The following is a 19,092-nucleotide window of genomic DNA, read 5'->3' as shown; positions in this document are numbered from 1 at the left end:
TCCTATCCTGGAGGTTTCAGCAGCAGCATACCGAAGCCGAAGGCGCGGAACCGGCCGATGCCGCGCGCCAGAAGGGCGGCGAACGCTTCCGGATCCGTGACGCGCAGGACACCGGAATAGGTCGCATCGGGACCGCTGACGTCCCGGGGTGTCGACGTTCCCGCTCCCCTGTCGCGGGCCCGCAGGCGGGTCTGCTTCAGGGCCTCGATGTGCCAGTCTTCCAGCGTGGCCGCGTTGCTGCGGTTGAACTGCCGCTCCAGCCACGCGGCATAGGCATGGGCGCGTGCGGCGGCTCCTCGGGCTTCTCCTTCCCCGGGGCCGTCATAGACATCGCGTTCGCGCGCCTTCTCAAGTCCATCGGGGCTTGCCCCGGTGCGTTGCACCGGGCGCAGGCGCAGTGAGAACCCCAGCCTCGTCCCGGTCGGGAAATCCGTCGGCATCGCCTTGGCTTCCGCCTCTTCGAGCCGCAGAACATTGGCGAAAGCCGGATCGGCGAAGGCAGTGGCCTGAGCGCGCAGGTCGTCGAGCGAGCAGGCCGAATAGGCGAACAGCCGTCCGGCGGGGCCGCCTCCTGGGTCGCCCGGCGCCAGGAAACGGAACGGCTTCGGCGCGCGATCAGCGAAACTCGCGGCGAATACCGCATGCAGCGCATAGCCCAGGTCACCACCGGCCGGCAGCAGTCTCTCGCGTGCCGCCAAGGCTAGCAGGCGGTGCATGTCCGGCCGGAAAGACATGAGTTTCAGCGTCATTGGGGCGTTTCCGATGCGAAGCGCTCAAGGGGAACGAGACCGTGCCAGCGCAGGCTGTCGCCGGTGTGAACTCCGGCGATCCAGTCGCGGCTATCGCTGCAATGAACCGTACGAAACCCGTCGGGTGGCGTCGCGCACCGCGGCAGGTCGACAAGAATGCGTCGTGGAGCCCGCGTTCTTGCCGAAGCCAGGCCGACCGAGGTGAGTGCTGCCAGATGATCCGGGGCCTCGGTGATGCCGGCAAAGATCTGCGAAGACGGTAGGCAGGGCTTGCGGCCGATGAAGAGAGGGCGGGCAGGCTGTTGTAGCGCGACCGCAAGGTCCTCCAGGTCGGGTGCCTCGTCGTGGGGGCGCAGGCAAAGCGCAACAAGGGCGGAGACGTCGCAATCGTGTTCGCGGTATCGCAGATGCGGTCCCTCATAGCTGCCGTCGCCGCCGGCTCGGCCTTCCGGGCGCCCGCGCGTCGTCCAGCCCTGGTCGTCTTTGCCAAGGCGCGCTGTCTGGAACTCCGTGAACCGGCGGCCGCTGCGGTCCAGCCGCGCGGCATGCACGATCCGGTCTTGCAGCCGTTGCAGCCTGGTGCGTTCCTCGCGCCGGTAGCCCAGGGCGTTGCCGAGCAAGCCGGTCAGCATGGAGGCGGACGGCAGATCCGAAACGGGGCCTTTGGCGTCGACCATGATGTCGCCGAAGGCGACGAGGGGAGCTTCCAGGCGCAGCAGGAGAAAATGCGGCATTGCTCATGCCTCCGCTGCTTGGATACTGCTTCTCAGCCAGAGGCCGAGGTCCTGGAGGGTATGCGGCCCGTCCGCCAAGGCGCTTCCCGGCCGGCCGTCATAGGAGGCAAAGCGGCGCACCTCGCGCTTGCAATAGATCGCGTCGAACCGATCGAGGCATTCGAAGAGAGCCTTTTCGGCGCGGCTTCCTAGGCTTTCTCCGCGCCCCGCGCGGACGGGAGCCTCGAAGGCCTTGGCCAGCGAGCGCGGCTGGCTGGTTCCCGCCTCGACGAGCAGGGTCGAGGCATGGGCATAGGGAGCGGTGGAACCTTTCTTGGCGCCGGGGGAGATGGTCGCGATCAGATGGATCAGGTGCTCCACCACCTTGGCCGGAAGGCTGCGGTCGAGGTCGGATCGTGACCAGTCGGCAACCGGTGCGCCGGTGATGTTGGAGACGAGCAGGGGGACGTCGACGACGACGTATTCGTAGAAGAGGCCCGAGGTCAGTTCGGTGTCGAAGATGCCGCCCGAGCCGGCGTCTTCGTTCGCGGCTTGTCGCTTGAGGTCGTCGACGACGGTGAAATAGTCGGTCTCGGATTCCTGCTCGTGAACGGTGAAGGCATGGGCGACATGAATGGCGGCATCGGTGTTGGCGGAGAAGTCAGACGTCACCATACGGCCGAACAGCGCCGCCTCCAGGCCGGCGGCCAGGTTGCCTGCGGTCTCGCGCAGAGCTGCAAAATTCGCCCTGGCATCCTTGCCGAGGAAACGCGCCTCGGCTGCCGCCGTAACGGCATTGGCCGTCGGATGATCGCGCAGCAACGCGACGACCTCGCCGGTCAGGAACCTGAGTTCGGGCCAGCCGAGGAGCAACGCCTGGCGCTTGCGCACGTCGTCGGCCTTCTGGCCGTAGACCGCACGCGACAGAACCGCCCCCGCCGCCTTGACGGCCTGGGGATCGGCATCCGGAAGGGCCTCAAGCACCCGGGGACCGATCTCGTATTCGAAGATCTCGCGCGAGCGGACCGACAGATCGAGTCCGGTGTTGGCCAGGCTCCACTCGTCCTCTGCCGTTCGCCAGTGCCGTTTCAGGCACTGCGAGGAAATGCGGGTGCGGACGCTGCCGCCATAGGAGATGCGCTTGGCAAGGCCGGCATCGTCCCGGTTGAGCAGGACGGCGGGGTAGGAGACGAGGGAATGGAACTGGATGAAGCGCGGCTGGGTCATGAACGGTCTCCGGGCAATGCTGAAAACGGGATCGGCGGTCAGGCACCGGCCTTACGGGTCCACCTTTTCGAGTTCGTGGTAAAAGTCCTTCGCGATCCGGAAGCGCTGGCGTTGCGCATCCTCCCGGTCGCCGTGGTGATCGGCCAGCAGGAGCTTCGCGATGTGGCTCCAGTCGATCGGCATCTGGCTTGCCGAAAGACGCCTTGCGACGATCGTTACCTGATCCAGCAGCGCATCGTTTCGGGCCGCCATAAGCCTGGCGAACCGGCTTTCGCTGAGGCCGGCCTTGCAGAGGGCTTCTCCCGCCGGCAGGGAATGTCCGTTGGGAGCCGTGAGGGCGACGACGTGCAGGATCGCGCCCCAGACCGCGGCGTCCTGCTCGTTCACGGATGGGTTGATCCGCGCCAGAAGCCGGTGAAAGACGGGCAGTCCCGGCAGCAGGTCAGGGTTGGTGCGCCGCAAGGCGGCACGATCCCCGATGTCGAAATCGGGAGCACCGATGACCTGCGCCAGAATCTGGAAGCGGTTCCTCCTCGGAGCCTCTTCGGCCTTGCCGCCGGCCTTCTGCGCTGCGGTCTGGGGCAATTCCGTCATACCGTCCTCCCCGGGTGTTCCCCGTCCTGATCCGTCTCCGGCGCCGTCAGTGGCATCCCCGCCGCTTCGAAACGAGCGCCGAATTGTTTCCGGAAACACATGGCCAGCAGATCCCGCGCTCTCACGCGCACGCGCCAGTGACGGGCTGCGGCGTCGGGTGCCGCAGCGAACGCCTCGTCGAGAACGGTGCGTGCGAACGGAAGCAGACGGTCCCTGAGCCAGCGAAGACGGGCACGCTCCATGGCGGGCCGATCTCCAAGAACCGCAAGCTCTGTCTCAAGATCCTCGAAGAACAGCGGGTCGATCAGCGCATCGAGCCGTGCGGCGACAGCGCCTGCCCGCGACTTGGCGGTGTCGTCGTCGCGTGCCCGTTCGCCTGCGCCTGTGCGAGGGGCGGCGGTGAACACGGCAAGGACGGCTGGAAAGACGACCTTCGACTGGAAGGTGCCCGCGTCGCGGACCCGCTCATGCGCCGCCTGTGCGGCCGGTTCGGATGCCGCCGTCTTGCCGAAGCCGAGGCGAAGCGTCCGGGAAACGGGGATGCGCCGTTCGTGATAGCCCTCCGTCTTGCCCTGGCCGCGAACGACCGCACGGGCCAGCACGGAGAGTCCGGTGGTTTCGTCGAACGGCGCCTCGGATTGCATGGGCGCAGGCGTGATCTCCTCGCTGGCGCGCCGGACGGCGGGGAAAAGCAGCCGCACCATCTGCTGATAGCTCCAGCCGCGTGCATCGAGCGTGAAGGCCTTGCGCTTGCCCTTTTCGTCGACAACGCTGGTCCAGAGATCGCCGGTGACGCCGTTCAGCGCCTTGGACTCAATGCGCGGCACCTTGCTTCCGGCTGCAAGCGCGCGCAGCCCGGTGTCCGTCCTGACCAAGCGGATACGGCGGCAGATCTCGATGTAGAAGAGATCGAGGCGAGCGATGTCGAGCGAACGCATGCCGTCCCATGGCTCCAGCCAGACAAGACCAAGCCCGCCTTGGCTTCGATAGCCGTATTCCTCGGACCAACGATCGTGTAGGTCGAGCGCAAGCCGCAGGTCGCGGCGGAAGCGCGCACTGACGCTGTCGCCGGGTCCGACGCTCAAGGCAGGACGGCTCGCGAAGCCGCCATTCATCCGGCTGATGCCAAAGTTGCCGGCCCCAAGGAACCCCTCCTGCGTCTGCAGGCTGACCAGGGCGTAGAGCCACAGTTCCGGGTCGTCAGCCGGCATCGCCGATGCCTTGAGGTCGTGGTTTTTGGACATGATGAGCATGTCCAGGCCGCCCGGCGTTTCGACCGGCCTGAAGGCCGAAAGGTCGCCGCCGGGCACCGGCGCCTGCAGGAAGGCGGACTGTTCCGGCGGCGTGACGAGGCGCCACGGGGCATCGTCTGCGTGGTCCGGGGTCAGGTCACGCAGCACGATACGCCACCGCGCCGCGTCGTCCGGCAGCGCGGTATCGCCGGCCTTTGCCAGGGCAAGGCCCGCCAGTTGCACCAGCAGGGCGTGCCAGACATGCCGCTGATGCGGTCTGAGGCGCGGATAGTCCGCAATGTCCTGCCGGACCAGCCCTGCCAGAAGCTCGGGAAGGGTGAGGCGGACCTTGGTCAGATCGGCCGCTTGCCGCCCGGTGAGGACGGCGTCGGTGAGCAAGTTCATGTCCTCACCTCCAATAATCCCCGCGTTGGCGGGGCTGTGCCGATTCTTGCCGGCAACAATACCAATTATATGGTACATCTCCAAATTGTGGAGCACGTTTATATGGGGCCAGACCAAAGCCAGGGCACGCTCTCGGGTCGTTCGACTGCAACAGAATTGAGAGGCTGCCTGCAGCTATCTGGTTTTGACCAGACATCTTCTTTTTGACAGGTGAAACGACGATAGGATCTCGCAGTACGCGCCCGCATTAGACGCAAGGCAAGTCGACGGTTGCGCCGGGTAGTGCAGTCGGGATTGCGAAATGGACTCAGCATTGTCCTGCTCCTTCTGAGAGAAGGATGCCGCTGTTCGCTTTCTACGTTAATGTACCAATTATAGTTCAAGATTTTTTCACTCATCGCTGCAGGCCCAAGCGGCTGTAAGGGATGGCGTTTGGGAGATTTGAGTTATTATTTTCAAAACAAATACTTATGGAGATTTTGGATGGATCTGGAATCCCAGCGAGCCACCAGGCTGGGATGACAATGCGGCTGATCGGCGTGCCGAACGGGCCAAGGGTGGCCTCGGGGAGCTTGAGGATGTAGCCCTCGTCGCCGAGGCGCGTGGCGAGATGTTCTTGCGGCAGGAGGGCGTTGGCCAAGTCCATGAACGGCTTTCTTCGATCCAGCGCGGCACCCCGGGCGGTCATGGTATCGCCGAAGCGGACGCCGTCGATGTCTCGCCAGTGCCGCTCCCATGCTTCGCGCTGCTCTGCGGGCATCGTCATGAGGATCTCGTCATGCGCCTCGGGATGAAGCGCGCGCTCGACCAGGATCCGGTTCATCTCCGGGATGGTCCAGACCGGTTGGTCGAGGCACAGTCGCCGCGTCGCTTCCAGCGCAAGCAGGTCCGGATAGACGCCGCGCGGGACGCCATCAGCATCCTTGCGCGGGCCGAGACCATGTCGATTTCGCCGTGTCCTCGGCACGGTGGTCAACAGTCCGGCCAATGCCTCCGCCGGGGCGAGGACCAGGGCACGGGCGTCCCGGAATGCGTCCGGACGGAGCCGGAGGCTGCCGTCCGTTTCGGTCTCATGCCGGTGCAGCCGTCCCAGCCTTTGAAGCAGGACGTCCATCGGGCAGAGGTCGGTGATCAGGTAATCGGCGTCGATGTCGAGGCTCTGCTCCAGCGTTTGTGTGCCGACAAGCACGAGTCCTCCCGGCGGCCTCGCCTTGCCGACAGCCCTTTCCACCGCCGCGTCCAGCAATCGGCGATCCTCGCGTGCGAAGCGGCCATGGTGCAGTGTCGCCACCGGGGGATGGCGAGCGGGATCGCCCGAGACACGGAACAACTCGGGAGCGCCTTGCCCCGCCAGATTCTCGAGTGCCATCTGGACATCGACTGCGCCCTGAACGGTGTTGCGCACCACGAGGACCTTGGCGCCCTCTCGCGCAGCGGCGAACGCAATGCCGGCGATGCGATGGGCATCATCGATCAGGCATTCGACCGCCATCGAAACGCGCTTGCTGCGGCCGCTCGGGTCGAGGGCCATCGTTTCGCTGCCGGTGCTGGTCTGAACGGTCAGCGCGGGGTAGGGGACCGTAACGCTTCTGCTCAAGTCGTCGAGGTGGAGGTCGTTCAGGTTGAACAGTCGGCCCACCGCGGCATAGCGAGCACGCGCATGACCTCCGAGTGTCGCGGACAGCAATGCGGCCTCGCCGCCAGCGGCAAGATGATCCCGCAGCAGGATTTCCGTCAGGCGGCTCATGTAGGCGTCACTCGCGTGAACTTCGTCGATCACGAGCATGTGGCGCATCAGGGCGGCACTGCGCATGTGCGCATGCTTGACCCGCAGAACGGACAACAGGGCCTGGTCTAGCGTTCCGACGCCGATCATGCCGGTGAAGTAGCGCTTGGGATGCTCGGAGGCCCAGGGCGTCGGGGCGCGCGTATCCTCTTCCGGGCAGTCCAGCATGTCGGCGGCAACGGGCAGACCGCCGCCCGAAGCGTCGTCGAGATATCCGGGCACGGCAAGAATGCATGGAGGGGAGTCGTTCGGCCAGAGCGCCTGGATCATTCGCTCGACACGCCCGTGCACTTGCACGGCTGCTGTGCGGCTGGGAAGCGCGAAGTACAGCCCATCGACCGCGCCCGCGCGGAACCGCTCCACAAATCGCCAGAGCGCGGCTTCGGTCTTGCCGGATCCGGTTTCGGCCTCCAGGATCGCGAGGCTTCCCGGGGCATTGACGAAGTCCAGTTGGGAGGTGCGTGGCGTAAAGCCGAAGGCCGCCTGAAAATCGTCTGGGACGATGGTCCGACGCCAAGGCTCCGGGTCGAATCCGATGCCACAACAGATCCGCTGGGCCCACGTACTGAGGTGAGCCGCATCGGGGCTCGCCCGCCAGTCCGAGGAGGCGATCCAATCGGCCAGCATGACGAGCCCTGCCAGAGCGTGGATCAGGGGGGAAGTGAAGGGAAGCTCGGGACTGCATTGCCGAAACGCAGTTCCATGGAACTGGTCCGCTGCTTCCCGCAGTCGCTGAACCTCGGCGATCGGGTCGTAATCCCCGCGTACCTGCCAGTATTTCTTATAGCATGCGGTTTTGTTGGGACCCGGATTCTGAGGCCAAGGCTTACCGTGATGCGATAGAACGGCATGAAACCAGTCTCCCAGCATGGTCTCGTCGCCCCAGGAGGCCATGCGAACGGGATCCAGTTGGTCGACGATGGCGTCATAGGCGCCCGCGATCGGGGCGATGTGGCCGACAGCGCACGCCGTGGACTCGATCCTCGCCTGAAAGCCCCAATTGGCCTTGCCAAGGTCATGGAGGAAGACGAACCATGCCAATCGCTCGATCCAGATGTCGAGAAACTCCGCGGTGGCTGCCAGCCTGGTGAGTCGTTTTCGGATACCCGGCAGTCTAGCCAGTGCAGAGAACACAGCCGCGACATCCCGGCTGTGTTCAACAAGAGGCTGACGATTGCCCTCCTCGTCCCACTTGCCCAGGGGGAGGCCTGATTGGGAAAATATAGGGTTGTCCGACAAGCATTCCCCCATGGTCTTCAATTCGGCGGCAGGGCTCTTCTGATCAGAATAATGTAAAGCGACTCAAGAAAGCACATTCAGTGAGTTTGGAATGCTTTTCTTGCAGGAATCTCGGGCTCTGCGTTCAAAACTCGAACATAGAAGCCTGGTGAGAGCGGCGGTGCAAAATTCGGCCACGGTAGCGGCGGGATAGTCCTGCCGCGGGCGGCGTAAAAGTCGTCCACCTATTTTCCTTCTGCAACATGTGCAGGAGGGTCAGGGGATCTACACCGTGGACTTATATCTGAAGGTGCGTCTGGCGGTCTCGGAGGGGATGAGCCGACGTCAGGCAGCGAAGCATTTCAATATCTCACGCGACAGCGTTTCCAAGATGCTGTCGTATTCGACGCCTCCGGGCTATCGCCGTCAGGCCCCGGTGCGTCGGCCGAAGCTGGACGCCTTTGTTTCGACCATTGATCATTGGCTGGACGAAGACCTGAAGGTACCGCGCAAGCAGCGCCACACGGCCAAGCGTGTGTTCGACCGGTTGCGGGCTGAGTGCGGGTTCACCGGCGGCTATACGATCATCAAGGACTACATGCGCGAGCGGGAGCAGCGCCGGCAGGAAGTGTTCGTGCCGTTATCGCATCCGCCGGGCCACGCGCAGGCTGACTTTGGCGAGGCTGTGGTTGTCATCGGCGGCGTGGAGCAGAAGGCGCACTTCTTTGTGCTCGACCTGCCGCACAGCGACGCCTGCTATGTGCGGGCCTATCCGGCGGCGGTGTCAGAGGCCTGGATTGATGGCCACGTCCATGCGTTCGCCTTCTTCGGGGCGGTGCCACAATCGATCGTCTATGACAACGACCGCTGCCTGGTGTCGAAGATCCTGGCCGATGGCACGCGCAAGCGGACAGTGCTGTTCAGCGGCTTCCTGTCCCACTACCTGATCCGGGATCGCTATGGCCGCCCCGGCAAGGGTAATGACAAGGGAAGCGTCGAAGGCCTCGTCGGCTATGCCCGTCGCAACTTCATGGTGCCGATCCCGCGCTTTGCGACGTGGGATGAGTTCAACGCCTGGCTGGAAGAGCAATGCCGCAAGCGCCAGCGCGACAGGCTGCGCGGCGAGAGCGAGACGATCGCAGAACGGCTGCAGCGCGATCTTGCGGCGATGCGGCCGCTGCCAGCTTCGCCTTTTGAGGCCTGCGATCAGGCCAGCGGTCGGGTCTCTTCCCAGGCGCTGGTGCGCTACAGGACCAACGACTACTCCGTCCCGGTCGCCTTCGGCCATCAGGATGTATGGATCCGGGGCTATGTCGACGAGGTGGTGATCGGCTGCCGTGGCGAGATCATCGCTCGTCATCCTCGAAGCTGGGAACGGGAAGACGTTGTGTTCGACCCGCTGCATTACCTGCCGCTGATCGAACAGAAGATCAACGCGCTGGATCAGGCCGCTCCTCTTCAGGGCTGGGATCTGCCCGAGGCGTTCGCCACGCTGCGCCGCCTGATGGAAGCGCGCATGGCAAAGCATGGCCGGCGCGAGTATGTGCAGGTGCTGCGGCTGCTGGAAAGCTTCGAGCTTGCCGATCTGCATGTGGCGGTGAAGCAGGCCCTCCAGATCGGGGCCATCGGCTTCGATGCCGTCAAGCATCTTCTCCTGTGCCAGGTGGAGCGGCGGCCGCCGAGACTGGACCTGTCCATCTACCCGTACCTGCCAAGAGCCACCGTCGAGAAGACATCGGCAAAGGCCTATATGCGGCTTCTGTCGACGCATGCGGGAGATGCCGCATGAGCACCCAAGCGTCAGACAATCCCCCTGCGATCCTGCTCTCCCACACGCTCAAGACCCTCAAGCTGCCGACCTTCCAGCGCGAGTATCAGAAGCTGGCCCGGCTCTGCGCCACACAGGGCGTGGACCATGTCGGATACCTCACTCGGCTTGCTGAGCAGGAGATGATCGAACGGGATCGCCGCAAGGTCGAACGCCGCATCAAGGCGGCGAGGTTCCCGGTCGTCAAAAAGCCTCGACAGCTTCGACTTCGCCGCTATCCCGAAGCTCAACAAGATGCAGGTGCTGGAGCTGGCCCGCTGCGAATGGGTCGAGCGGCGCGAGAACGTCATCGCGCTTGGCCCCAGCGGCACGGGCAAGACCCATGTGGCGCTCGGTCTCGGTCTGGCCGCCTGCCAGAAGGGCTTGTCCGTCGGCTTCACGACCGCCGCTGCCCTGGTCAGCGAGATGATGGAGGCGCGCGACGAGCGACGTCTGCTGCGTTTCCAGAAGCAGATGGCAGCCTACAAGCTCCTGATCATCGACGAACTGGGCTTCGTGCCATTGTCAAAGACCGGGGCGGAATTGCTGTTCGAGCTGATCGCGCAACGCTACGAACGCGGTGCCACCCTGATCACCAGCAATCTGCCATTCGACGAATGGACCGAGACGCTGGGATCGGAACGGCTGACCGGCGCACTGCTCGACCGGCTGACCCACCACGTCAACATCCTCGAGATGAACGGCGACAGCTATCGTCTCGCTCAAAGCCGCGCCCGAAGGGCAGGCTGAAGCCCCTCAAAAAGTCGCCAACGCCGCACGCGGGAAACTCTGGTCGGGCTACGCCCTCCCGACGTTCCCCGCGTGCGGCGTCAGGTGGCCTACTTTTACGCCGCCCAATGGACGACTTTTGCTCCGCCGTTGACACCTGGTGCTGACCGGTCCGGCCGAATACGTGGTGATCAAGCAACTGACCGACGCCCAGATCGTTGTCGGCTGGCAGCGCCCGGACTACTTCGCCCAGGTCGTCACCCTGGCCGACGGCAAGATCAAGACCGTCGAGGATCTGAGGGGCAAGATCGTGACCTTCGGCTCGGTCGGCTCGACCTCGCAGCATCTCGGCCCCGCTCAGGCGCTGGCCGATCTCGGCCTGACGCTCGGGACCGACTATGACGGGCAGATCGTCTCCCGCAACACGGCCGTCGAGGCCCTGATTCGCGGCGACATCGCCGCCATCGGCATGAACTTCACCCACATGCAGAAGATCCGCGAAACCTATCCGGATGTGGCCTTCACCGTGATCGCCCGCGGTCGCGACCTGCCGAACGACATCCTGGTCGCCAAGCGGAACCTCGATCCGGAAATCGTCGACCAGATCCGCAAGGTTTTCGTGACCAGGGGGGCCGATCTGATGGCCGCTGTCCTCAAGGGCGACGACAATCAGAAGTTCAAGGGCGGTCACTTCCTCACGGAGATCGACGACAGCGACTACGACTACGTCCGCTCCATGTACCGCACGATCGGCGTCGACACCTTCGGGCAGTTCGTTGGTGACTGATCTGGTCGAAACGAGTGTCGGAGCCCGGTTTACCGAGGACGGCGGCCGGGCTTCGGCTGCGGCGATGCCGGAGCCGCTGCTCGCCTTGCGCGGCGTGCGCAAGAGCTACGGTCGGGACCTGATGGTTCTGAAGGGGATCGACGTAGCGATCCGGCCCGGCGAGGCGGTCGCCCTGATCGGGGCGAACGGCTCGGGAAAGTCGACCCTCCTGAAGTCCCTGATCGGGCTGCACGACATCGACGACGGCACGATCACCCTGTTCGACCAGACCTTTTCGACGCGGCCGAGCGGCCGGCAGAAGCGGGCGATCCGGCGCCGCGTCGGCTTCGTCTTCCAGGCCCACAGCCTTGTCCGCCGGCAGTCGGTGCTGACCAACGTCATTCACGGACAGTTCGGTTTGCCGGGGGTCTGGCGCGCATGGCACCAGGCGGTCGCGTCGCAGGACATGCGCCGGCAGGCTGCCGCAGCACTCGACGCCGTCGGACTGCTGGACAAGGCCTTTGCGCGCGCCGACCAGCTGTCGGGCGGCCAGCAGCAGCGCGTGGCGATCGCCCGCGCCCTTGTCCGCCGCCCGCCGCTGATGATCGCGGACGAACCGGCAGCAAGCCTCGACCCGAGCGCAGGCCACGAGGTCATGCGCCAGCTCGTCGACCTCAGCCGGACGCAAGGGGCGACGCTGGTCTTCACGTCCCACGACATGGAGCATGCTGTCTCCTACGCCGAGCGCATCGTCGCGCTCAAGGACGGCAGGGTGTTCATCGATGCCCCGGCGCGGGACCTGTCGATGCGCGAGATCGAGAAGGTCTTTCAATGACGGATCATGCCGCCGGCCGGCCGATGCCCCGCGTCCGCTCCTTCTCGGCCGTCCGATTCGTCCTCCTCGTCGCGGTCGGCGCCCTGATCCTTGCCTCCGTCACCCAGGTCGGGCCCTCGCCGGACCGGCTCGTCTCCGGGCTGCCGCGCATGGGCAACCTCATCCTGCGCATGTCGCCGCCGAACCTCGACCCGGACTTTCTCGTCAGGGTGTTCTGGAAGCTGATCGAGACGTTCCAGATCGCGATCGCCGGTACCTTCATCGGCATCGTGCTGTCCGTGCCGATCAGTTGGCTGGCGGCGCGCGGCATCACGCCGGTGCCGGCCATCGCCTTCCTCTTCAAGATGATCGTCTCCCTGTTCCGCACGGTGCCGGATCTGGTCTGGGCGCTGCTGTTCGTCTCGTCGGTCGGCCTGGGCGCCGTCGCGGGCACGATGACCATCATCGTCGACACGATCGGGTTCTGCGGGCGCTTCTTCGCCGAAGCGATGGAGGACGCCGAGAAGGAGCCGCAGCAGGCGCTGGAAGCCATCGGCGCGTCGCGCTTCTCCATCTTGCTGGCGGCCGTGCTGCCGGCGGCACTGCCGTCGATGATCAACACCGGACTGTTCTCTCTGGAGAAGGCGGTCCGTTCGTCGGTGGTGCTCGGGCTGGTCGGCGCCGGCGGCATCGGCCAGGAACTCAAGGTCGCCTTCGACCTGTTCCAGTACCGCAACGCGGCGACCATCATCATCACGATCTTCATCGTCGTGGTCGTGATGGAATACGCAACCGATCGTCTCCGGGCGCGCCTTTGACCGTCGCCACGGCACCCCGGCACGCGATCGTTCGGGCTAAAGGGCGTGCCGCGCTTGCTATCCGGCACGTATCCTGTAGTTAGATCGGTCATGGCGGTGAACGCGGATTTCGTCGCCTGACCGGAGCCGAGACCGTGTGCTCCGGCGTGCCCTGCAAACGAACGGGACAATGTCGGACCAGAAGTCGGACCACAGAACGCACCGTTTCGCCGTAGCCCCAATGATGGACTGGACGGATCGGCATTGCCGCGCCTTCCATCGACAGTTCACGCACCGGGCGCTGCTCTATACGGAGATGGTGACGACCGGTGCCGTGCTGCACGGCGACCGCGAGCGACTGCTGGGTTTCTCGGCGGTCGAACATCCGCTCGCCTGCCAGCTCGGTGGCGCGGAGCCGGCGGATCTGGCGCAAGCCGCGAGGATCGTCGAAGCCTTCGGCTACGACGAGGTCAACCTCAACGTCGGCTGCCCGTCCGACCGGGTACAGTCGGGCCGCTTCGGCGCCTGCCTGATGCACGAGCCGCAACTGGTCGGCGACTGCGTTGCGGCGATGAAGGCGGCGGTCGCGATCCCCGTCACCGTGAAGTGCCGCATCGGGGTCGACGACCAGGATGCGGAAATCGCGCTCGACACGCTCGCCGACGCCGTCGTCGCCGCCGGCGTCGACGGCCTGTGGGTGCATGCCCGCAAGGCCTGGCTGCAGGGCCTGAGCCCGAAGGAGAACCGCGACGTCCCGCCGCTCGACTACGGCCGCGTGATCCGCCTGAAACGGCGCCTGCCGGACCTGTTCGTCGGCGTCAACGGCGGCATCGCCGACCTCGACCAGGCCGAGACGCTGCTGGCCGACCTCGACGGCGTCATGCTCGGCCGCGCCGCCTATCACGATCCCGGGCTGCTCGGCGCGGTCGACCGGCGCCTCTACGGGGACGAGGCGCCCGACCGCACCCCGGTCGAGGCGGTCGAGGCCTTCCTGCCCTATGTCGCCGACCGCCTCGCCGAGGGCGTGCGGCTGTCGCACATGACCCGCCACATGCTCGGCGCCTTCCACGGCCGGCCGGGCGCGCGCGCCTTCCGTCGCATCCTCACCGTCGAGGCGGTCCGCCCCGGTGCCGGCATCGAGGTCGTCCACCGCGCGCTCGACGCCGTGCGGGCCGGCGCCGAGGTCCGCGCCGGCCATGCCGCCTGACCCCGTTCCCGCCCGCGGTTCCCTTCTCCCCGCAAGGACATCGACATGGATCTGACGGCAGTCAATGGTGAAATGATCGGCCTCGCCCTGGCGTTGCTCGCCTCCGGCGCGGTCGCCGGCCTGCTGGCCGGCATGTTCGGCATCGGCGGCGGCGCGGTGCTGGTGCCGGTGCTCTACCAGTTCCTCGCTGTGCTCGGCGTCGACGAGAGCGTGCGCATGCATGTCTCCGTGGCGACCTCGCTCGGCATCATCGTGCCGACCTCGATCCGCTCGTTCCTCGCCCACAAGAAGCGCGGCGCCGTCGACATGGAGCTGCTGAAGACCTGGGCGATCCCGGTGCCGGCCGGCGTCGTCGTCGCCTCGCTGGTCGCTGCCTCCGTCTCCGGCGACGGGCTGAAGGGCATCTTCGCGGTCATCGCCGCGGTCGTCGGCCTCAGGATGATCTTCAACCGCGAGTCCTGGCGGCTCGGCGACGACATCCCCGGCTTTCCGATCCGGCCGCTGTGCGGCGCGCTGATCGGCTTCTTCTCCACGCTGATGGGCATCGGCGGCGGAGTGATGAACAACACGTTCATGACGCTCTACGGCCGGCCGATCCATCAGGCGGTGGCGACCTCGTCCGGCACCGGCGTCCTGATCTCCGTGCCGGGGGTGATCGGCATGATCTGGGCCGGCTGGGGCGCAGCCGCGCTGCCGCCGTTCTCGGCAGGCTATGTCAACCTGCTGGGCGTCGCGCTGATCATTCCGATCACCACCCTGACTGCGCCGCTCGGGGTCAGGATCGCCCATGCGCTGAAGCGGCGGACGATGGAATACGCCTTCGGCACCTTCCTGCTGATCGTCGCCGCGCGCTTCCTCTACAGCCTCTACGGCTGAAGCCGGCCAGGACATCGGGGCATCAGGGCGTCAGGATCAGCCGGTCGCCCTCGACGCGGTAGCCGGACAGCCGGCCAAGTGCGCTCATGCCGAACAGGCTGGTCTCCAGGCTGCCCGGCCGGGCCACGAAGGCGCGCACGTCGGTAAGCCGCACCGGGCCGACGGCGATCGTGTCGATTCGCGCGGGCGCGACCAGGGTGCGGCCGTTGGCGGTCGTCACCGGGATGGAATAGCTGAGGCTTTCCGGCGCGATCCCGGCCGCGCGCGCGTCCGCCTGGGTCAGCACGACCGCCGAGGCGCCGGTGTCGACCAGGAAGCGGACGCCGGCACCGTTGACGGTGGCGTCGAGATGGAAGTGGCCGCTGGCGTTGCGCACCACCATGACGCTGCCGTCCGGCTGCTCGACCGCCAGGCCGGGGGCGAGGGCGCCGAGCACGCGGTAGCCGCCCTGGACGAGGTCGCCGCGATAGGCGTAGCCGACGAGCAGAACCAGCATCAGGCCGCCCCAGAAGACGGTGGCGCGCAGGATCTCACGCACCCGCGGCGTGCCAAACAGCAGGCTCGCCATGAACACGAAGCTGAGCGCGGACAGGGCGATAAGGCGCGGACCGCTGCTGTCCATGTCGAAGGACTCCGCCTCGCCGGGGAAGTCGAACAGGAAGGCAAGGCCGGCCGCGATCATGACCAGCACCAGCACCGCGAGCGCGATGCCGTAGATCTGCCGGGGCGTGCCCATCGTCAAGGCTCCCCGGCGGGGAGGGTGCGTTGCGGCAACTCGGCCATGATCTTGTGCCGTTCTGCCGGCGTCAGCCGCGACCAGTCGGCGATCTCGTCGAGTGTGCGCCGGCAGCCCCGGCACAGGCCGGTCAGAGGATCGATGATGCAGACGTCGATGCAGGGCGTTTCCATGGCCTCAATCTAGGCGCGCTGCCTGATTTCTCAACCCCGCGCCGGCGGATCATTCTGCCGCGCCGGCGAGCGCGACCGGGATCGTCAGCAGCGTCACCGGCAGGGTGACGGCGATCTGCGCCGTGCTGCGCACGAAGCTGCCGAGGTCGCGGCCGGCGTCGGCGAGGCCGGTGGCGGGTTGGGCCTCGCCCGGGTCGAGGCCCTGGGCTGCGAGCACCGACTGGAGTTGCGGCGCGATCGCGCCGATCGCGGTGAATTTGGTGTGGTTGGTGGCATCAGGCCCGTCGAGATCGGTCAGGTCGACAACCACGGCACCGAGCTCGGCCAGTTCCCTGTCGTTCTCGTAGCCGCCGACACGCGCCTTGCCGCCGGCGATCCGGCTCGACAGGCTGAGCGCCCGGTCGTCCTTCGACAACAGGATCATGTAGGGCCTTGGCGGCTTGCCGATGCGCCGCATCTGGGCCTTGAACACGTCGATGTCGATGTCGGGCGCGGCCAGCACGACCTGGCCGATGCGGTCGGCACTGCGGGTGAGGTCGCCGGACGGGATCTGGCGCGCGGTTTCCATCAGCAGCCAGGTGCCCATCGAATGGGCCATGATGTGGATCCGCCGCGCGTCGCTGCGCATCAGTTCGGCCAGCGTGTGCTCAAGCGCGTCGCGGGCGACCGTGGCGCTGTTGAGGTCGTAGACGTAGTCGGTGACGTTGCCGCGCGAGGCCCAGGTGAAGAGCACCGGTACGCCCGTGAAGCCGGAATCGTGCACGACCTGGGCGAAGCGGTAGAGGCCTTCGGCAAACAGCGTGTTGTAGCCGTGGATGAAGACGAAGACGTCGCGCTCGTGCGCCGGCCGGTCCGCCAGGGCGGCATTGACGGCCCGGCGGAAGGAGTCGCCGTCGTCGAGATAGCCGGCTTCGCGGGCGACGAAATGCCGGCTCGGGTCGCCGGGCAGGACGGACGGCCATTCGACCCGGCCCGGCTTGTGGGCCGGCGGTACGGAGATCGTCGCCCGGGCGAAGTCGCGCCGCTTGCCGCGCTCGCCGCTGAAATAGGTGTCCGGCGCATCGGCGCGCGCCCGCGTGGTCGCGATCAGGATCGTGTGTTCCGTCGCGCCGGCGGCCGGCTGGTCGGACACCTTGAGCGCACCGACGTCGGGTCGCGCGGCACAGCCGGCGAGGACCACGCAGCCCATAAGCAGCACCAGCACCGCGCCGCGGAGAGGTCGGCGGGTGTCGGCGACGGGCAGGGGAGGGGCGGGCGCGGGCAAGGGCGTGTCCTGACGGTCCGGTGTTCAGTCCTAGGGCAGCATGGCGAGGCCGGCCAGAAAGGCAAGGCCGGAGATCTGCTGCACGGCGCCGAGTACGTCGCCGGTCGCGCCGCCGATCTTGGCGACGGCGAGCCTGCCGACGCCATGGGCGGCGAGCGCGGCGAGGACGACGGCGAGCGACAGATGGGGCGCCGGCATCGCCAGCGCCGCCGGCACGAGGCAGAGGGCAGCGAGCAGCAGGCCCTGGGTGGCTGCCTTCCGTCCCGGCCGGCCGAAGCGGGCGGCGAGTCCGTCGGGCCGGGCCGCGGGCAGGGCAGACCATTGCCACAGGGCGAGCGCCCGGCTCGCCGCTTCCGCCGAGACAAGCGTGAGCGCCGCGCCGGATGGGCCGAGGCGCTCGGCGAGGGCTGCGAGCAGGGCAACCTTGAGCAGTGTGGCGAGCGCGAGGGCGAGGGCGCCGAAGGCGCCGGTGCGGCTGTCCTTCATGATTTCCAGCCGGCGCTCCCGGCTGGTGCCGCCGAAGAAGCCGTCGGCGACGTCGGCGAGCCCGTCCTCGTGCAGGGCGCCGGTCAGCGCGACCAGGATGACGACCGCGAGCCCGGCGGCGGCGAGCGCCGGCAGGGCGGTCAGCGACAGCAGCAGCAGGACGAGGGCGGCGGGCAGGCCGATCAGCGCCCCGGCGAGCGGCATCGCCCGGGCCGAAACCGTAAAATCTGGCATGGCCGCCGGGTCGTCGGCGGACGACAGGCGCGGCAGCGGCAGGCGCGAGAAGAAGCGGATGCAGGCGGCGGTGTCGGCGATCAGGCCGGGCTGCTGTCGCTCGCGGCTGTGCTCCCTGTTGTGCCCGTCCGCCATTGCCCGCCATCCCGGTTGTGTTTTGCGCCCCGGCGGTTATAGAACGACGGTCCTGCGTCGCCAACGGCGCATCTCCCGCCGGAGCCTCCCGCATGTCCCTGTCGCCTTCCGCCCTGCCCTTCGACGACATCCGCAACCTGGTGCGTGCGATGCCGGGACCGGACGAGGCTGCGGTCGAGGCCGTGCGTGCGCGCGACCGGCAGCTGACCAAGCCGGCCGGATCGCTCGGGCGCCTCGAGGAGCTCGCGGAATGGCTGGCGGCCTGGTCGGGCAACCCGGTGCCGAAGGTGACCCGCCCGCTGGTCGCCATCTTCGCGACGAACCACGGCGTCGCGGCCAGGGGCGTGTCGGCCTTCCCGGCCGAGGTGACCCGCCAGATGGTCGAGAATTTCGCCGCCGGTGGCGCAGCGATCAACCAGATCTGCGCCGCCAACGACCTCGGGCTGAAGATCTTCGATCTCGCCCTCGACATGCCGACGCCCTGCATCACCGAGGAGGACGCGCTCGACGAGGCCAATTGCGCGGCGACCATGGCCTACGGCATGGAGGCGATTGCCGGCGGCACCGATCTGCTATGCCTCGGCGAGATGGGCATCGCCAACACGACGGTGGCTGCTGCCGTGCTGAACGGCCTGTTCGGCGGTGCGGCCGCGGACTGGGTCGGACCCGGTACCGGCGTCGACGGTGCGGGCCTAGAGCGCAAGCGCCAGGCGGTCGAACTGGCGATCTCCCGCCTCGGTTCGGCGGCCGCAGATCCGCTCGAGGTGCTGCGCAAGGTCGGCGGGCGCGAGATTGCCGCCATGGCCGGCGCGATCCTCGCCGCGCGCCTGCAGCGCACGCCGGTTATCGTCGACGGCTTCGTCGCCACGGCGGCGGCGGCGGTGCTTTACAGGATGGACGAGAGCGCCCTTGACCATTGCCTGTTCGGTCATGTGTCGGCCGAGCCGGCGCATCGCCGCGCGCTCGGCCGGATGGGCAAGACGGCCCTGCTCGATCTCGGCATGCGCCTCGGCGAGGGCACGGGGGCGGCGCTGGCGGCCGGCCTCGTCAAGGCGGCGGCACAAGTGCATGCGGGCATGGCGACCTTCGCTACTGCTGGCGTCTCGGAGAAGTCGGCAGACTGAGAAAGGGCGGTTCTGACGCT

General features: G+C 66.9%; 17 protein-coding genes and 1 pseudogene. 8 read left to right on the top strand and 10 right to left on the bottom strand.

Annotated elements, in window-relative coordinates; all coding sequences use genetic code 11:
- Window positions 1-2 precede the first annotated feature (2 nt).
- From cas6e to cas3, 6 genes are all read right to left on the bottom strand, one after another.
- The gene (gene cas6e, locus SL003B_RS14330; protein WP_013653580.1) at window positions 3-749 is read right to left on the bottom strand and encodes a type I-E CRISPR-associated protein Cas6/Cse3/CasE; all 747 of its coding nucleotides are present in this window, start codon (window positions 747-749) and stop codon (window positions 3-5) included.
- Complete coding sequence (cas5e, locus tag SL003B_RS14325) at window positions 746-1,483, bottom strand: type I-E CRISPR-associated protein Cas5/CasD (protein WP_013653579.1); 738 nt, start codon at window positions 1,481-1,483, stop codon at window positions 746-748. Before cas5e ends, cas6e begins: the two co-directional genes overlap by 4 nt.
- Window positions 1,484-1,486: 3 nt before the next feature.
- On the bottom strand, window positions 1,487-2,689 hold the full coding sequence (gene cas7e / locus SL003B_RS14320) for a type I-E CRISPR-associated protein Cas7/Cse4/CasC (protein ID WP_013653578.1): 1,203 nt from the start codon (window positions 2,687-2,689) through the stop codon (window positions 1,487-1,489).
- A 51-nt stretch (window positions 2,690-2,740) separates the two neighbouring features.
- Window positions 2,741-3,274 carry a type I-E CRISPR-associated protein Cse2/CasB gene (casB, locus tag SL003B_RS14315; RefSeq protein ID WP_158306639.1) on the bottom strand — a complete coding sequence of 178 codons (534 nt, stop codon included), beginning with the start codon at window positions 3,272-3,274 and terminating at the stop codon, window positions 2,741-2,743.
- Window positions 3,275-3,279: 5 nt separating this feature from the next.
- Window positions 3,280-4,914, bottom strand: a complete 1,635-nt coding sequence (gene casA / locus SL003B_RS14310) for a type I-E CRISPR-associated protein Cse1/CasA (RefSeq protein ID WP_158306638.1) — start codon at window positions 4,912-4,914, stop codon at window positions 3,280-3,282.
- A 400-nt stretch (window positions 4,915-5,314) separates the two neighbouring features.
- A complete protein-coding gene (cas3, locus tag SL003B_RS14305; protein ID WP_158306637.1) occupies window positions 5,315-7,945 on the bottom strand; it encodes a CRISPR-associated helicase Cas3' in 2,631 nt (876 codons plus the stop codon).
- 271 nt (window positions 7,946-8,216) lie between these two features.
- Here cas3 and istA point away from each other — a divergent pair, with 271 nt between their 5' ends.
- The 7 genes and pseudogenes from istA to SL003B_RS14270 all read left to right on the top strand — a co-directional run bounded on the left by istA (window position 8,217) and on the right by SL003B_RS14270 (window position 14,920).
- Window positions 8,217-9,713, top strand: a complete 1,497-nt coding sequence (gene istA, locus SL003B_RS14300) for an IS21 family transposase (RefSeq protein ID WP_013650724.1) — start codon at window positions 8,217-8,219, stop codon at window positions 9,711-9,713.
- A pseudogene (istB, locus tag SL003B_RS14295) lies at window positions 9,710-10,481 on the top strand (IS21-like element helper ATPase IstB). Before istA ends, istB begins: the two are co-directional and overlap by 4 nt.
- Window positions 10,482-10,620: 139 nt before the next feature.
- Window positions 10,621-11,247, top strand: coding sequence for a PhnD/SsuA/transferrin family substrate-binding protein (locus SL003B_RS14290; protein WP_013653573.1), 627 nt, complete (start codon window positions 10,621-10,623; stop codon window positions 11,245-11,247).
- Complete coding sequence (locus tag SL003B_RS14285; protein ID WP_013653572.1) at window positions 11,240-12,061, top strand: phosphonate ABC transporter ATP-binding protein; 822 nt, start codon at window positions 11,240-11,242, stop codon at window positions 12,059-12,061. Before SL003B_RS14290 ends, SL003B_RS14285 begins: the two co-directional genes overlap by 8 nt.
- On the top strand, window positions 12,058-12,858 hold the full coding sequence (gene phnE / locus SL003B_RS14280; protein ID WP_013653571.1) for a phosphonate ABC transporter, permease protein PhnE: 801 nt from the start codon (window positions 12,058-12,060) through the stop codon (window positions 12,856-12,858). The genes SL003B_RS14285 and phnE overlap by 4 nt, the downstream gene beginning before the upstream one ends.
- A 169-nt stretch (window positions 12,859-13,027) precedes the next feature.
- A complete protein-coding gene (gene dusA, locus SL003B_RS14275; protein ID WP_083812096.1) occupies window positions 13,028-14,044 on the top strand; it encodes a tRNA dihydrouridine(20/20a) synthase DusA in 1,017 nt (338 codons plus the stop codon).
- A gap of 45 nt (window positions 14,045-14,089) precedes the next feature.
- Window positions 14,090-14,920 (top strand): sulfite exporter TauE/SafE family protein, encoded by an 831-nt coding sequence (locus SL003B_RS14270; RefSeq protein ID WP_013653569.1) that lies wholly within the window; start codon window positions 14,090-14,092, stop codon window positions 14,918-14,920.
- Between the two features lie 22 nt (window positions 14,921-14,942).
- Here the strand turns inward: SL003B_RS14270 and SL003B_RS14265 are convergent, their stop codons facing one another.
- The 4 genes from SL003B_RS14265 to cobS are packed head-to-tail and all read right to left on the bottom strand — an operon-like array spanning window position 14,943 to window position 17,948.
- Window positions 14,943-15,656 (bottom strand): retropepsin-like aspartic protease family protein, encoded by a 714-nt coding sequence (locus tag SL003B_RS14265; protein WP_013653568.1) that lies wholly within the window; start codon window positions 15,654-15,656, stop codon window positions 14,943-14,945.
- A gap of 2 nt (window positions 15,657-15,658) precedes the next feature.
- Entirely contained in the window at window positions 15,659-15,829 is a 171-nt protein-coding gene (locus tag SL003B_RS14260; protein WP_013653567.1) for a DUF1289 domain-containing protein, read from the bottom strand.
- Window positions 15,830-15,878: 49 nt separating this feature from the next.
- A complete protein-coding gene (locus tag SL003B_RS14255; protein ID WP_242390248.1) occupies window positions 15,879-17,093 on the bottom strand; it encodes an alpha/beta hydrolase in 1,215 nt (404 codons plus the stop codon).
- 30 nt (window positions 17,094-17,123) lie between these two features.
- Entirely contained in the window at window positions 17,124-17,948 is an 825-nt protein-coding gene (gene cobS, locus SL003B_RS14250) for an adenosylcobinamide-GDP ribazoletransferase (RefSeq protein WP_013653565.1), read from the bottom strand.
- A gap of 92 nt (window positions 17,949-18,040) precedes the next feature.
- On the opposite strand from cobS, the gene cobT reads away from it, so the two are divergent.
- A complete protein-coding gene (cobT, locus tag SL003B_RS14245; RefSeq protein ID WP_013653564.1) occupies window positions 18,041-19,072 on the top strand; it encodes a nicotinate-nucleotide--dimethylbenzimidazole phosphoribosyltransferase in 1,032 nt (343 codons plus the stop codon).
- Window positions 19,073-19,092 lie beyond the last annotated feature (20 nt).

The sequence above is a fragment of the Polymorphum gilvum SL003B-26A1 genome (assembly GCF_000192745.1).
GTDB lineage: Bacteria > Pseudomonadota > Alphaproteobacteria > Rhizobiales > Stappiaceae > Polymorphum > Polymorphum gilvum.
The sequence above is the reverse complement of the archived record's forward strand: the minus strand, read 5'-3'. Positions and strand labels throughout refer to the sequence as shown.

Coding starts and splice junctions, on each gene's coding strand:
- SL003B_RS14260 (WP_013653567.1), bottom strand. CDS start 15,829: ATGGAAACGCCCTGCATCGACGTCTGCATCATCGATCCTCTGACCGGC.
- SL003B_RS14265 (WP_013653568.1), bottom strand. CDS start 15,656: ATGGGCACGCCCCGGCAGATCTACGGCATCGCGCTCGCGGTGCTGGTG.
- cas6e (WP_013653580.1), bottom strand. CDS start 749: ATGACGCTGAAACTCATGTCTTTCCGGCCGGACATGCACCGCCTGCTA.
- cas7e (WP_013653578.1), bottom strand. CDS start 2,689: ATGACCCAGCCGCGCTTCATCCAGTTCCATTCCCTCGTCTCCTACCCC.
- phnE (WP_013653571.1), top strand. CDS start 12,058: ATGACGGATCATGCCGCCGGCCGGCCGATGCCCCGCGTCCGCTCCTTC.
- cobS (WP_013653565.1), bottom strand. CDS start 17,948: ATGGCGGACGGGCACAACAGGGAGCACAGCCGCGAGCGACAGCAGCCC.
- dusA (WP_083812096.1), top strand. CDS start 13,028: ATGTCGGACCAGAAGTCGGACCACAGAACGCACCGTTTCGCCGTAGCC.
- cobT (WP_013653564.1), top strand. CDS start 18,041: ATGTCCCTGTCGCCTTCCGCCCTGCCCTTCGACGACATCCGCAACCTG.
- cas5e (WP_013653579.1), bottom strand. CDS start 1,483: ATGCCGCATTTTCTCCTGCTGCGCCTGGAAGCTCCCCTCGTCGCCTTC.
- SL003B_RS14270 (WP_013653569.1), top strand. CDS start 14,090: ATGGATCTGACGGCAGTCAATGGTGAAATGATCGGCCTCGCCCTGGCG.